At 66.3% G+C, this 14,489-nt stretch carries 10 protein-coding genes; 4 read left to right on the forward strand and 6 right to left on the reverse strand.

What is annotated here, in order from left to right; translation table 11 throughout:
- Positions 1 to 895: 895 nt before the first annotated feature.
- The 3 genes from KQ910_RS08070 to KQ910_RS08080 all read left to right on the forward strand — a co-directional run bounded on the left by KQ910_RS08070 (position 896) and on the right by KQ910_RS08080 (position 3,808).
- A complete protein-coding gene (locus tag KQ910_RS08070) occupies positions 896 to 1,681 on the forward strand; it encodes an SDR family NAD(P)-dependent oxidoreductase (RefSeq protein ID WP_216958124.1) in 786 nt (261 codons plus the stop codon).
- 26 nt (positions 1,682 to 1,707) lie between these two features.
- A complete protein-coding gene (locus KQ910_RS08075) occupies positions 1,708 to 2,940 on the forward strand; it encodes an acetyl-CoA C-acetyltransferase (RefSeq protein ID WP_216958126.1) in 1,233 nt (410 codons plus the stop codon).
- Between the two features lie 499 nt (positions 2,941 to 3,439).
- Positions 3,440 to 3,808, forward strand: a complete 369-nt coding sequence (locus KQ910_RS08080; RefSeq protein ID WP_216958128.1) for a response regulator — start codon at positions 3,440 to 3,442, stop codon at positions 3,806 to 3,808.
- 29 nt (positions 3,809 to 3,837) lie between these two features.
- On the opposite strand, the gene KQ910_RS08085 is transcribed toward KQ910_RS08080, so the two are convergent.
- Complete coding sequence (locus KQ910_RS08085) at positions 3,838 to 5,058, reverse strand: NAD(P)/FAD-dependent oxidoreductase (protein ID WP_369408299.1); 1,221 nt, start codon at positions 5,056 to 5,058, stop codon at positions 3,838 to 3,840.
- Between the two features lie 116 nt (positions 5,059 to 5,174).
- On the opposite strand from KQ910_RS08085, the gene KQ910_RS08090 reads away from it, so the two are divergent.
- A complete protein-coding gene (locus KQ910_RS08090; RefSeq protein ID WP_216958129.1) occupies positions 5,175 to 5,669 on the forward strand; it encodes a pyridoxamine 5'-phosphate oxidase family protein in 495 nt (164 codons plus the stop codon).
- A 21-nt stretch (positions 5,670 to 5,690) separates the two neighbouring features.
- Here the strand turns inward: KQ910_RS08090 and KQ910_RS08095 are convergent, their stop codons facing one another.
- The 5 genes from KQ910_RS08095 to KQ910_RS08115 all read right to left on the reverse strand — a co-directional run bounded on the left by KQ910_RS08095 (position 5,691) and on the right by KQ910_RS08115 (position 14,378).
- Positions 5,691 to 8,867, reverse strand: a complete 3,177-nt coding sequence (locus KQ910_RS08095) for an efflux RND transporter permease subunit (RefSeq protein WP_216958131.1) — start codon at positions 8,865 to 8,867, stop codon at positions 5,691 to 5,693.
- Between the two features lie 19 nt (positions 8,868 to 8,886).
- A complete protein-coding gene (locus KQ910_RS08100) occupies positions 8,887 to 10,032 on the reverse strand; it encodes an efflux RND transporter periplasmic adaptor subunit (protein WP_216958133.1) in 1,146 nt (381 codons plus the stop codon).
- A gap of 145 nt (positions 10,033 to 10,177) precedes the next feature.
- A complete protein-coding gene (locus tag KQ910_RS08105) occupies positions 10,178 to 10,771 on the reverse strand; it encodes a DUF938 domain-containing protein (protein WP_216958134.1) in 594 nt (197 codons plus the stop codon).
- Positions 10,768 to 13,068: a xanthine dehydrogenase family protein molybdopterin-binding subunit gene (locus KQ910_RS08110; protein ID WP_229600356.1), complete on the reverse strand. Its 2,301-nt coding sequence runs from the start codon at positions 13,066 to 13,068 to the stop codon at positions 10,768 to 10,770. Before KQ910_RS08110 ends, KQ910_RS08105 begins: the two co-directional genes overlap by 4 nt.
- The gene (locus KQ910_RS08115) at positions 13,065 to 14,378 is read right to left on the reverse strand and encodes an NAD(P)/FAD-dependent oxidoreductase (protein WP_216958136.1); all 1,314 of its coding nucleotides are present in this window, start codon (positions 14,376 to 14,378) and stop codon (positions 13,065 to 13,067) included. The genes KQ910_RS08110 and KQ910_RS08115 overlap by 4 nt, the downstream gene beginning before the upstream one ends.
- Positions 14,379 to 14,489: the final 111 nt, after the last annotated feature.

Consider the following 14,489-nt stretch of genomic DNA (forward strand, 5'->3'; position numbering starts at 1 on the left):
CCACGACATGCGGCACACCGCACAAGCTGTTGCCTCCCAGCATGTAGTGCATACTCGGATTCAAGACCTCAAGATTGGCAAGCAACGGATCCAGCGGCGCGGACGAAGGGAGCGAAATCGGGATGAGGCTAAGGGGCGCACCATTTGACTAGCAATGCCCACGCTTCTTCCGGTGGTCGGCCTTCAACAAAATGAGGCACATCACTAATGCTCAGCTCGAAGATTGAAGCGATCGACGCTCTCATACAGTCGCCATAGATGCCAAAATCTGGGTCGTGGCGGTTGCAACGCTGGTGTACGGGAATCATTTGGGTTCGGCGTGCGAAAGGTTGGGCATAGTTGCTACGGCAGTCCGGAAGCAAACATCACTCTCTGCGTGCTTGGCGAACCCGGCGGCTGAGCACAATGGCCAGCAGGAGCGAGGCGGCGTTATGGCGCTCTCGCGGAGCTTGATGAGGAGTATCGCATCTCCCTAGGGAAGCCATCGAAGACCGTGGAAGCAATCCGCAAACCCAGTTTATGCTCCGGTTGCAGGGTCGAAAAACTACCCAATTCCCGTCCTCTCGGGCACGCCACTCCCTGTGCGAAAGAGAGAACTAGAGGCAACGAAGAAGAAGGCCCGGTTTGCGCCAGCCCCTCCAGGGCGGGCTGAGAACGAAGGCATTCCCGGCCCAATGAGCCGGACTCGGGACGACACTCCCGCCCGGAGAACCAGGGGATCAGGACCGTGGTTTCGCATCGCACCATGTGCGCCAGCCGGTTGGCCATCGTCGCTTTCAAACGGCGGTTCCACGGCTCGAGGGGCTGATACACACCTCTGGCCAACCGCGGTCGCGATGCTCTAACAATCCTGGCGAACCACTCACGACATCATCTCTCGGGGGAATCATCGCTCATGCAACTCGACAAGACAGTGGCCGCGGTCGTTACAGGCGGTGCGTCCGGCCTCGGCGCCGCCACCTCGCGCATGCTTGCCTCGCACGGCGTGAAGGTCGCGATCTTCGACCTCAACGAGGAACAGGGCGAGGCGCTCGCCAGGGAAATTGGCGGCGTCTTCTGCAAGGTCAACGTGACGTCGACCGAAGAGGTCGAGGCCGGGTTCGCGAAGGCGCGGGCGGCCAACGGACAGGAGCGCATTCTGGTGAACTGCGCCGGCGTCGGCGGCGGTGCCCAGAAGACCGCATCGCTCGACAGGACGACCGGTGCTCCCAAGGAATATCCGCTGGAGAATTTCGAGCGCATCATCAACGTCAATCTCATCGGCACGTTTCGCTGCATCACCAAGTCGGCGGCGGGCATGCTGACGCTTGCACCGCAGGCCGACGGCGATCGTGGCGTGATCCTCAACACCGCATCGGTCGCGGCCGAGGACGGCCAGATCGGCCAGGTCGCCTATACGGCCTCGAAGGCCGGCGTCGTCGGCATCACGCTCGTCGTGGCGCGCGACCTCTCCAATGACGGAATTCGCTGCAACACGATCCTGCCCGGCATCTTCGACACGCCGCTGCTCGCGCGGGCGCCGGACAACGTCAAGGCGGCGCTGGCGGCCTCGGTGCCGTTCCCCAAGCGTCTGGGACGCCCCGAGGAATATGCTCAGGTCGCCCATACGATGATCACCTGCGGCTACTTCAATGGCGAAGACGTACGCATCGACGGCGCCATCCGCATGGCGCCCCGCTAGAGTCGGCATCGGGAAAGGACAAGACAATGACCGAAGCATGGATCATCGATGCCTGCCGCACGCCCCGCGGCGTCGGCAAGGCGGGCAAGGGCGCGCTGTGGGAGGTTCATCCGCAGCAGCTCGGTGCGACCGTTCTCAAGGCGATCGCCGAACGCAACAGCATCGACACGAAGGAGGTCGGCGATGTGATCTGGGGGACTGCCGCCCAGGTCTCGAAGCAGAGCGGCGATCTCGGTCGCATGTCCGCCCTCGATGCCGGCTATGACGTCAAGGCGAGCGGCATCACGATCGACCGTTTCTGCGGTTCGGGCATCAGCGCCGTGAGCCTCGCCGCCGCCTGCATCAAGTCGGGCATGGAAGACCTGGTGATCGCCGGCGGTACGGAGATGATGTCCATGGACCGCAGCCGCGGCAGTGGGCCGCCGGTCATGGACAACGGCAATCTGCGCCTCCGCCTGCATCATCCCCAGACGCACCAGGGCATCTGCGCCGACGCCATCGCCACGCTGGAGAAGATCCCGCGCCAGGCGCTGGACGAGGCGGGCTATATCAGCCAGCAACGCGCGGCGATCGCCATCGCCGAGGGCCGCTTCGCCAAGTCGCTGATCCCCGTCTACAAGGAAGACGGCACGCTCGCCCTCGATCGCGAGGAATATCCGCGTCCGCAGACGACTCGCGAGGGGCTGGCAAGCCTCAAGGCCGCCTTCGCGGCGATGGCCGACGTCCCGCTCGACGACAAGGGCATGACTTATCGCTCCCTGATCCTGCAGGCCTATCCCGACCTCAAGATCGAGCATGTCCATCATGCCGGCAATTCCTCCGGCGTCGTCGACGGCTCGGCCGCCGTGCTGCTCGCGTCGCCCGACTACGCCAAGGCCCACGGCCTCAAGCCGCGCGCCCGCGTCGTTGCCATGGCGAACATGGGCGACAGCCCCGAGCTGATGCTCAATGCGCCGGTGCCGGCGGCCCGGAAGGTCCTGGAGAAGGCCGGTCTCAAGAAGAGCGACATCGACCTCTGGGAGATCAACGAGGCCTTCGCCGTCGTCTCGGAGAAGTTCGTGCGCGATCTCGATCTCGATCGCGACAAGGTCAACGTCAACGGCGGCTCGATCGCACTCGGCCACCCGATCGGAGCGACCGGCGCCATCCTGATCGGCACCGTCCTCGACGAGCTCGAGAGACAGGACAAGCAGTTCGGTCTCGTCACGATGTGCGCCGCCGGCGGTATGGCGCCGGCGATCATCATCGAGCGGATCTGAAAAGCCCCGAGAGAGAAGTCCCTCGACGACTCTGAGACCGACGGGACATTGCCCCGTCGGAGGACGGCACGCCTGGCACCCTCAGGCGTCGCTGTTTCCCTCCGACCGTAGCGCTTCTCGCGACGAATGCGCGAGAAGCCGAACACGGCCGACATGACCGGCCAAACCGGAGCGGAACAAGGTTCGCAGTCTTGCAAGAGAATGGCGGACCCGGCGAGAGTCGACCTCACCACCTCTGCCTTCGGAGAGAATTGCTCCGGCTCTCTCTACTGGCCACTCCGGCACGGCAGTTCCCTGCGGCTAGCGCCAGAAGATCGCCAGCAGGATGATGATGGGAATAGGAATGCCTATCAGCCAGAGCAGGATCGAACGGCCCATTTGATGTCTCCTCGAGTTCGTATGATTGCTGATGTCCAACGAGGGATGGCGGCAGGGGTTGCGCAGTATCGCAACGTGCGGGCTGCCATGGCGTTCACGCAGCGCTACGGGAGTACAGTTCTTGGCGCTTCTCAATGATCGTACCGTCCTCATCGTCGAAAACGATCCCGCCATCGGTCTCGACCTGAGGGCGACGCTGTTTTCGGCCGGGGCGCTTCCCGTCGGTCCCGCCAACAGCGTCGAGGCTGCTTTCGCGCTGATTGCCGATCATGCGATCGACGGCGCCATTCTCGACATCCGGTTGAACAAGGATGAGCTGGTGTTCCCTGTCGCCGATACACTGCAGGCCCTGCGCGTGCCTTATGTATTCGCCAGTGGCCGCTCGACGGCACTCATGCCGCTGCGACATGGCGACAGGCCGTTCTTCGACAAGCCGTTCCGCGCCGAGGAGATCGTCGAGGCGCTGGCGAAGCTGATCGCCGGGCAATAGCGAACGGCGCTCGGAACTTCCGTCGGCGCTCAGAACTTTCGTCGGAAAGAGAATAGGTCGCCGTCGGGATCGTCATGGCCGGCGATCGCGGTCGCGAGGATCTGCGCCGAGAGCATCGAGAAGGTTATGCCGTTGCCGCCATAGCCGAGGGCAGCGAAGCAATTCTTCATGCCCGGCACCGCGCCGATCGAGGGCGATCCCGTGGGAGAGGCGCCAAAGCTCCCCGCCCAGGCATAGTCGGCCTTCGGATGCAGGTGCGGCATCAGCCGCGCGAGCTTCGTCTCGAGCGCCGCGATCTTCTCCGGGATCAGCGCGTCGCGCGTGGCCTGGTCGATGGATGCCTCGTCCTCGCCGCCGCAGATGATGCGGCCCTGTGGTCCGACGCGCAGGTAGAGGTAGGGATCCGACGCCTCGCTGATCATCACCGCGTCACGCCAGGTGGCGCGCGGCTGAGGACGGGTCGCGAGAGCCCAGGTCGAGGTGATGCGATGGCCCTTGTGGGGAACGCCCTTGGGCATCTCGTAACCGGTGGCGAACACGACCGCCCGTGCCCGGATCGAGGGGCCATCGGTATGAACGACGGCGCCGGTCGCAAGAGGCTCGACCGCCATCGCCTCCGCCGGTGCATAAAGGCGCAACTTGCGTTCAAGGGCCACGCGCAGAAAGCCTGCCGCCAGTCTGCGCGGGTCGGCGGTGAGGCCGCCGTGGCCGAGCAGCGCGGCGCGACCTTTGATCCCATAGAGGTGCTCGATCTTGCCGCGCGTGAGGAAGGACACTTCGAAGCCGGCACGTCGCCGGGCTGCCGCTTCCTCGCGCAGCCCGTCTGCGTCCAGCACGTCGCCTTGCAGATAGAGAGAACTGCGGCGGGTGCAGTCCTGACCTAACCCAAGGCGATGGAGACGCTCGTCGAGTGCGTCGAGGGCGAGCTTGGATCGCCGCCACAGGCGTTCCGCGCGCGACAGTCCGATCCGGCGCGCGAGACGGCCCAACGGCATGTCGAGTTCGTACTGCAGCAGGGCGGTGGAGGCCGTCGTCGAGCCCGCCAGCGGCCCACGCCGGTCGATGACGGCGACGTCAAACCCGTCCTCCGTCAGGCGTTCGGCGATCAGGGCGCCGCTGATGCCGGCGCCGATCACCAGGACGTCGCAGGCGATGTCGCGTTGCAGCCGCCGCGCCGGGATTCGAGGGATCGGTACGCCCTGCCAGACGCTGCGCCCGGTTCTCAGTTTTCGACTCTGGGTCGCGCTCACCGGTCTGTCTCGCAATAGGCCACCCATTGCAACGCCGTTCGGCAGCCGACGTTGCAACGGCCCTTCCTCACGCGCGTTGGCGACCGAGATTGCAGTTAATTTTGAAGGAGCAAGCGATGCCGACGCCCAAGGAAATCGAAGAGAAGTTCTGGTCCGCCCTGAAGTCGGACATGACCATGATGCTGGGGCTCGACGGTGTAGAGGACGGCCATGCCCGTCCCATGACCGCTCAGCTCGACGGCGAGCGCGGGCCGATCTGGTTCTTCACCAGCCGGGACAACACCATCGTCCAGAAGCTGGGTGCGGGGCAGGGCAATCGGGCGATCGCCACCTTCACCTCGAAGGGCCACGATCTCTTTGCCACGGTGCATGGCGGTCTCACGCTGGACAACAATCCCGCCACCATCGACCGGCTTTGGAACCGCTATGTCGCGGCGTGGTTCGAGGGCGGCAAGAGCGATCCCAAGCTCGCCCTGCTGCGCCTCGATGCGGAGCGCGCCGAGATCTGGCTGGATGCGTCGAGCGTGATCGCGGGCATCAAGATGCTGCTCGGCGTCGATCCGAAGCCCGACTACAAGGACAAGGTCGCGGAAGTGAGCCTGCGGGGCTGAGCCTGGGCTCCCGTCGCCGGATCAGTCTCCGGCGGCGGGCAGACCCTCGGCCGGCGGCGCGGTCGGCTTCACCTTCTTGGCCTTGCCCCGCTCCTCGAAGCGTTGCAGCACCGTGAAGAACGACGGCACGAACAGCACGGCCAGGCAGGTCGAGGCGATCATGCCGCTGAACACGCACAGGCCCAGCGAGATGCGCGAGTTGGCGCCGGCGCCGGTCGCCGTCACCAGCGGGACGACGCCGAGGATGAACGCGAACGAGGTCATCAGGATGGGCCGGAAGCGGGTACGGGCCGCGTCGATGGCCGACTCGATGATTTCCATGCCCTCGGCACGGCGCTCGCGCGCCACCTCGACGATCAGGATGGCGTTCTTGGCGCCCAGCGCGATCAACAGCATCAGGCCGATCTGCGTGTAGATGTTGTTGGCCAGACCGACCGCGGTGAGGGCGATAGCCGGACCGCTCAGCGCAAGCGGCACCGCGAGAATGACGCCCAGCGGCGCGATCCAGCTCTCGTACTGGCCGGCGAGGCAGAGATAGACCAGCAGGATGGCCAGCGCGAAGACGTACATCAGCTGGTTGCCGACGATGTTCTCCTGGTAGGCCATGCCGGTCCATTCGAAGCCGGTGCCAGGCGGCAGGATCGCCTTGGCGATCTGGTCCATCAGCTCGATGCCTTCGCCCGAGCTGAATCCCGTGGCCGGCGAGCCGACGATCGCCGCCGATGGATAGAGATTGTACAGGCTGATCAGCGGCGGGCCGAGCGCCGGCTTGAGCTCGGCGATCGCGCCGATCGGCACCATCTGGCCGTCGAGGTTCTTAACCTGCAGCCTCAGGATGTCCTCGGGCCGGGTGCGGTACTGGGAGTCGGCCTGGATGTAGACCTGCAGGCTGAGGCCGAATTTGTTGAAGCGATTGACGTAGGCCGAGCCCATGTAGCTCGAGAGGGTCGTGAAGACGTCGCCGACCGGCACCCGCAGCGACTCGGCCTTGACGCGGTCGACCTCGATGCGGACATGCGGCGCGCCGGAGCGGAACGTGGTCACGACGTTGCTGAGCGCCGACTGCGTGCCGGCGTTTCGGACCATCGTGTCGGTGATGGCCTGCAGCTTGGCGTAGTCGAAGCTGCCGTCCTTCTGCTCGATCTGCATCTGGAAGCCGCCGGCATTGCCGATACCCTGGATGGCGGGCGGCACGATCACGACGGCGCGGCCGTCCTGCAGGACCTTCAGCTTCTCCATCAGGCCGAGCGCGATCGAGCGGAGGTCCTGTCCCTCCGCTTTCAGGCGCACGTCCCAGTCCTTGAGGATGACATAGGACACAGCGGCATTCGCCAGCGAGGAGTTGCTGTCGAGAATCGACATGCCGCCCAGCGCGACCACGTTCTCGACGCCCGGCGCCGCCATGGCGATCTCGGCAACCTGATGCAGCGTGGCGCCGGTACGCTCGAGCGAGGCGCCGTCCGGGAGCTGCACGGCGATCATCAGGTAGCCCTGATCCTCGTTGGGAATGAATGCGGTCGGCAGGCGGGCAACGCCCCAGCCGCCGATACCGGCCGCCACGAGCGCCAGCAGCACCATCAGCCCGGCTCGGTGGACCATGAAGCCGACGAGGCCCGCATAGGCATCCTCGAGCTTGCCGTAGACCTTGTTGAAGCCGCGGAAGAAGACGTTGCGCTTCTCCGGCGGCGTCGCCGGCCGCAGCCACATCGCGCACTGGGTGGGCTTCAGGGTGGCGGCGTTGACGGCGCTGATCAGGGCGGTGGCGGCGATGACGAGGGCGAACTGCGCGAACATCTGGCCGGTCAGGCCGGGCAGGAAGGCGGCGGGCAGGAACACCGACATCAGCACCAGGGTGATGCCGATGACCGGCCCGAACAGCTCGTCCATGGCCTTGATCGACGCGTCGTGCGGTGTCATCCCGCGCTCGATATGGTGCGCCACGCCCTCGACGATCACGATCGCGTCGTCGACCACGATGCCAATCGCCAGCACGATGCCGAACATGGTCGTGGTGTTGATGGTGAAGCCGAGGGCGGCCATCGCGGCGAAGGCGCCGATGATCGTGACGGGGATCGTGGTCGCGGGCACCAGCATTGCGCGCCAGTCCTGCAGGAAGATCACGATCACGATCAGCACCAGGATGCCGGCCTCGATCAAGGTCATGAAGACCTCGTGGATCGAGGCGTTCACGAAGCGGGTGGTGTCGAACGGCACTTCGTAGGCGAGGCCCGGCGGGAAGGACTTGGACAGCTCGGCCATCTTGGCCTTGACCCGCTTGGCGACGTCGAGCGCGTTGGCGTCGGGCAGCTGGTAGATCGCGAGGCCCGAGTTGGGCTTTCCGTTGATGTGCGACGTCGTGGAGTAGGTCTGGGCGCCCAGTTCGACACGGGCGATGTCGCGCACCCGCACGATCTTGCCGCCGTTGCCCTGCTCGGCCTTGACGATGATGTTGCCGAATTCCTCAGGCGTGCTGAGACGGCCGACGACGTCGATCGTGTATTGGAAATCCAGCCCCTTGGGCGCCGGCGGCTGGCCGACCTGGCCCGCCGTCACATCCTGGCTCTGCTGCTGGATGACCTTGCTCACGTCTGCGGGCGTGAGGCCGAACGTGTAGAGCTTCTGCGGGTCGAGCCAGACGCGCATCGAATACTGGCCGACGCCCAGGACGTTGACGTTGCCGACGCCGGGCAGGCGCGCGAGTTCGTTGACGAGATTGATGGTGGCGTAGTTGCTGAGATAGAGGCTGTCGTAACGCTGGTCGGGTGAGGTCAGCGATACGATCTGCAGGATCGACGTCGATTTCTTCTGCACGACGAGGCCCTGGGCCTGCACCGGCATGGGCAGCGAGGCGAGCGCCGCACTGACCTGATTCTGCACCAGCACCTGCGCGAAATCGAGATCGGTGCCGATCTCGAAGGTCACCGTGAGCGTGTAGGTGCCGGCGTCCGTGCTGTACGACTGCATGTAGATCATCTTCTCGACGCCGTTGACCTGCAGCTCGACGGGCAGGGCGACATCGTTGACGACGACCGCGGCGCTGGCGCCCGGGTAGGTCGTGGTGACCTGGACCGTGGGCGGCACGACGTTGGGATATTGCGCGACCGGCAGGGTCGCCAGCGCCACGCCGCCGATCAGCACGATGATGATGGCGAGGACGTTGGCCAGGACCGGCCGGTTGATGAAGAAGGCGGAGATCATGACTGCGTTCCCCGGCCGGTCACTTGGGAGCGGCGGGAGTGCCGTCGGTCGCAACGGGAATTGTCGTAACCTTCGGAACCACCTTGGCGCCCGGAATCGCTGCGCCGTTGGTGCTGAGCACGACCTGGTCGTCCGGCTTCAGGCCCGACGGGATCACGCGCAGGCCGTTGGCGAGGAGCTGGCCGGTGGTGATCCGGGTCTGGACCACGACATTGTCCTTGTTGACCGTGAGCAGGTACTTGCCGGCCTGATCCTCTCCGATCACGCGATTGGGCACGAGCAGCGAGGCCGTGGCGCCCAGCCCTTGAGGCACCTTCACGCGCACGAAGAAGCCGGGGATCAGCGCGCGCGTCGGATTCTTGAAGAGTCCGCGGACCAGGATCGTACCGGTCGTCGCGTCGAGTTCCGGCGACACGTAGTTGAGGAAACCCTTGTGGGGAAATCCCTCCTCGTTCATCAGGCCGATTTCCAGCGGAATCTTGCTCAGTTCCTCGACGTCGAGCCGGCGATCCTTCAGATTCTGACGGATCTGCAGCACGTCCTGTTCACTCATGTTGAACGTGACGTAGATCGGGTCGAGCTGGACGATCGTCGCCAGTTTGGTGGCGTTCGTGGCGCCGACCAGCTCGCCGACCGAGACCAGATGCTTGCTGACGATTCCGTCGAACGGTGCGGAGACCGTGGTGTAGCCGAGATTCGTCTGGGCGATCGTGAGATTGCCTTCGGCATTCTCGACATTGGCCCGCGCATTGTCGCGCTTGGCCTTGGCCTGATCGAAGGTAGCCTGGGCGGAGACGTTCTGGCGGAGCAGGGTCTCCTGGCGGGTGAACTCGGCTTCGGCCTGCGCCAGCAAGGCCTTGGAGCCGTCGAGCTGGGCCTCGGCTTCCTTGACCTTGGCCTTGTACATCGTCTGCTCGATGCCGAAGAGCTGCTGGTCCTTTTTGGCCTCGGAACCGTCGATGTAGTTCTGCGAGGTCAGGAAGCCCTCGACACGGGCGACGAGGTCGACGGTCGCGAAGGCCACCGTGTTGCCGGTCAGCACCTCGAACGGAGCCACGTCCTGTTTGACCGGGACGCCCACGGAGACTTCGGCGGGCGGCGGCGGCTGGAACTTGTTCTCGGGCTTGCAGCCGGCCAGCAGCACGGCCAGCGCGATAGCTCCCATGAGCGGCGCCACGGCCCGAAGCGGTCTCGTGACTGCAAAAACTACGGCTTCATCGCTACGATTCGACATGTTTCCGACGATGCTCCCCGCGAGGCCGGTCCCAGCGTTAGCGCATCCCATGCGCGATTGCCACCGCCCAGCGGGGTCACAGCCGCTTGAAGAGCAGCGAGAGATTGTTCGCCGGCATCTCGACGATCTCCGGGGCCGAAAGGCCCGCTCCCCGTGCGAGTTCGATGACGGTCTCGAGGTCGCGCACGCCCCATGCGGGATTGCGCCGCCTGAGGTCGGCATCGAACGCTTCGTTGCTCGGCGCGGTGTGCCGGCCGCCCCGGCGGTAGGGGCCATAGGTGAAAAGCAGGCCGCCCGGCGGCAGCAGCCGCGCGGCGCCGGTGATCAGCCCAACCGCAGCCTCCCAAGGGGCGATGTGAATCATGTTGCAGCAAAGGACTGCGTTGGCCTGCTCGACCGGCCATGTCGACCGTGTGACGTCGATCTCCAGCGCCGGCCGTACGTTGGTCAGGCCCAGGGTTCGGACCCAGTCGTCGACGCTGGCGCGGGAATCGGCATCGGGATCGCTGGGCTGGAAGGTGAGATCGGGCCGGGCGGCGGCATAATGCACGACATGCTCGCCGGTGCCGCTGGCGATCTCCAGCACCAGCCCCTTTTCCGGCAGGCGCGGCTGCAGGACTTCGAGGATCGGTTGCCGGTTGCGGGCCGCCGCCGGTGCTTCGCGCTTCATCGTGCCTCCTGGATGGCCTGCCAGATCCGCGCGGGCGTCGCCGGACCGTCGAAGCCTTTCACGCCGAGCGGGGCCAGCGCGTCAAGGATGGCGTTGGCAATGGCGGGGAACGCCGCGATCGCGCCAGCCTCGCCGCAGCCCTTCACACCGAGGGGATTGGTCGTGCAGCGGGTGGGATTGAAGCCGAGGTCGAACGACGGCAGGTCGTCGGCGCGCGGCAGGGCGTAGTCCATGAACGAACCGGCGATCATCTGGCCCGAGGCGGAATCGTAGGTCGCGTGCTCCAGCAGCGCCTGGCCCGAGCCCTGTGCCATCGCGCCGTGCGCCTGGCCGGTCGCGATCATCGGATTGACCAGCACGCCGTAATCGTCGACCGCCGTGTAGCGCGCCAGTTCGACCCGGCCGGTGTCGCGATCGATCTCGACCTCGACCACATGCGCGCCGTTGGGGAAGGTCATGTGCTCGCGCTTCCAGGCATGGAACGTGTCGAGCGGCCTCCCCTGGTTGCGGCCCAGCGTCGCCACCTCGATCAGGCCGATGGCACGGTCGGTGCCGGAAACCACGAAACGCCCGTCCTCGAACCGGATGTCGGCTTCGGCGGCTTCCAGTGCATCGGCGGCCAGCGCTGTGCCCTTGGTGACGATTTCGTCGGAGGCGCGCCAGATTGCTGTTCCGCCCATGTAGGTGGCGCGCGAGCTGCCGTGACCGCCGCCGAACGGGATCGCATCGGTATCGCCCTGGACGAGGCGGATGCGCGCGTTCGGCACGCCTAGCCGGTGGGCGAGGATTTGCGGGAAGGTCGTCTCGTGGCCCTGGCCGATATGCTGCGTGCCGGTGATCAGCGAGATCGTGCCGTCGGCCTCGAAACGCACGTCGACATTCTCGTCCGGCGGGCCACCGGTCGCCTTGATGTGATAGGCGACGCCCAGCCCGCGCAGCCGGCCGCGCCGTTCGCTCTCGCGCCGGCGCGTGTCGAAGCCCGTCCAGTCGGCGCGTGCCAGCGCATGATCGAGCGACTCGGCGAAGTGGCCGCTGTCGACCTCGAAGCCGAAGGCGTTGGTCATGGGCATCGCTTCCGGTGGCACCATGTTGCGCCGGCGGAGATCGGTGCGGTCGAAGCCGGTCTGCCGCGCCGCCGCATCGATCAGCCGCTCGACGATGTTGATGGCCTCTGCGAAGCCCGGTCCGCGCGTCACCCCGATCGGCGCAGTGTTGGTGACGACGGCCACGACATGCAGCGCGATCGAGGGGATGCGGTACACCGACCCCTGCAGGTGGATGTACTGATAAGTCTGCACGCCGCCGCCGGCCCCGGCCATGTAGGCGCCGAGGTTGGCGATGCTGGCGATGCGCAGCGCCAGGAACCTGCCCTCGTCGTCGAGCGCCAGTGAGGCCTCGGCCTGCATGTCGCGGGCGGCGTGGTCCGACAGGAACACCTCGCTGCGGCTCGCGATCCACTTCACCGGCCGGCCGACCCGGCGCGCCGCCCACAGGATCAGCGCGTGCTCGACATACGCGAAGTTCTTGGCGCCGAAGCCGCCGCCCACGTCGGGTGCCACGAACCGCACGTCCTTCGCCTCGACGCCGAGCGAGCGGGCCACGAAGTTGCGGTTGATGTGGATGTTCTGGCTGGAGACATGGAGCGTGTAGCGGCCGGTCGTCGGATCGAAGGTGCCGACGCCGCCACGCGGCTCCATCGGATTCATCACGATGCGATGGTTGTCGAGCCTGAGCGACACGACATGCGCCGCCGCCGCGAACGCCGCCTCGGCGCCGGCCATATCGCCGGTGTGCCAGTCGAGACAGGTGTTGCGCGGGATCTCGGCGGCAAGCTGCGGTGCGTCCGTTGCTCGTGCCGCTTCCGGGGACGTCACCGCGGGCAGAGGCTCGTAGTCGACGGCAACCAGTTCGGCCGCGTCGAGTGCCTGGGCGTGAGTCTCGGCCACGACCAGCACCACCGGCTCGCCGGCGAAGCGGGTCTTATCGTGGGCCAACAGCGGCTGCGGGGCGAAGGCGAAGGGCTCGCCGGTTTGCACATTGGCCTCGGCATAGGGCCGCAGCGGCTTCAGACCATCGGTCTCGGCATCGGCGGCGGTCAGAACGGCAAGCACGCCGAGGGCCGCGCGGGCGGCCCTCGTGTCGATCGACTTGATCAGTGCATGGGCGTGCGGCGACCGTAACAGTACGGCCTGTGCCAAACCCTCGAACGTCAGATCGTCGAGATAGGCGCCCTGGCCGGTGACGAACCGCGCATCCTCGCGGCGTCGCGGTGAATCTCCCATCCGTTCGATCGTCATGTCCGTAACGTCTCCGCATTCTGCGCCTGCCGCTTCTCGTCCCACCAGTCACGCATCTGCAGACCCCAATAGGCAAGCTGAGTCGCGACCCGTCCGGCCGGTCCGCCGGCCCAGCCGGTGCCGAACGGCGCGAACAGGCGCCAGCGCGTGGGGTCGCCCAGGATGCCAGTGGCCACCGCATCGGCACCTGCCGCGGTCTGCGCGAGCCCATGCCCGCCGAAGGCCGAGCAGACCCAGAGGGAGGGCTCGATCTCGCCGACCTGGGGCATCTTGTGCGGCGCGTAGCCCATGATGCCGGGCCAGGCATAGGCGATGCGAATGTCGCCGAGCTGCGGATAGACCGAGAGGATGTCGCCGCGCATCATCTCGCGAAGACGCGACGGCTCGTTCGTGTCGGTGGTGATGCGGCCGCCCCACAGCAGCCGGTCGCCATCGACGACGCGGTAGTAGTCGCCGGCGCGCCGCGTGTCGGAGATGGCGCCGGTCCAGCGGATCGCCTCGCCGAGGCGCGAACCCAGCTTGTCGGTGACGGCGACGTAGGTCGCGACCGGCAGCACCGCGCGCGCGAGGCGCGGCTGCACGGCGCCGAGATCGGCATTGCCGGCCAGCACGACATGCAGTGCCTTTACGTTGCCGCCGGGCGTGCGCAGCCGCCAGCCGCTGTCTTCGCGCGCTAGTTCGAGGGCCGCAGTGTCCTCGTATATCCGGCTGCCGTGCCGCTCGATATCGGCAGCCAGCGCGAGCGCAAGGTTCAGCGGGTGGATATGGAAAGACGTCGGGTCGTGGATTGCCTGATGATAGCGCTTTGAGTCGAGGACCTCGTGCACGCGCGCGGTCGGCCACGGTTCGAACGTGGCGCCGAGCTGGTCGGCGAGCGTGCGCGTTCGGTCCGCGAAGCCCGCGCCCTGGTCGGTGCGCGAAACGCTGAGCTTGCCGCTGCCCATGAGGATGTCGGGCCGGCCGAGTTCGCCGAGGGCCTCGCGCACGATTGCCACGCCGCGCTGCGACTGGGCGTAGAGTTTGCGCGTATGGTCGAGCCCGAGCCGGTCGATCAGCGCGCCGGACCGCTGCGCATAGCCCGGCCCGACGAAACCCCCGTTGCGGCCCGAGGCGCCCCAGCCGATGCGGCGGCGTTCCAGCACCACCACGCGCTTGCCTTGTCGCGCCAGCAGCCGCGCCGTGTGCAGGCCCGCAAAGCCGGCGCCCACGATGGCGACATCGGCCTCGTCCTGTGCGGTCAGAGGCGCTCGGCTGCGGCTCTCGTCTCGCGTGGCGGCATACCAGCTCGCCGGATAGTCGTTCTCGGCCATTTCATTCTTCTCCGCGAGAAGAGGTGCCATGGGAAGGCTTGCGCGGTCACGCCCTCTCCCGCACTAATTTTCCCAAGGACTTTCTACCGGCTTCCGCAATTTCTGGGGGAC

The organism is Reyranella humidisoli, assembly GCF_019039055.1.
Lineage (GTDB): Bacteria > Pseudomonadota > Alphaproteobacteria > Reyranellales > Reyranellaceae > Reyranella > Reyranella humidisoli.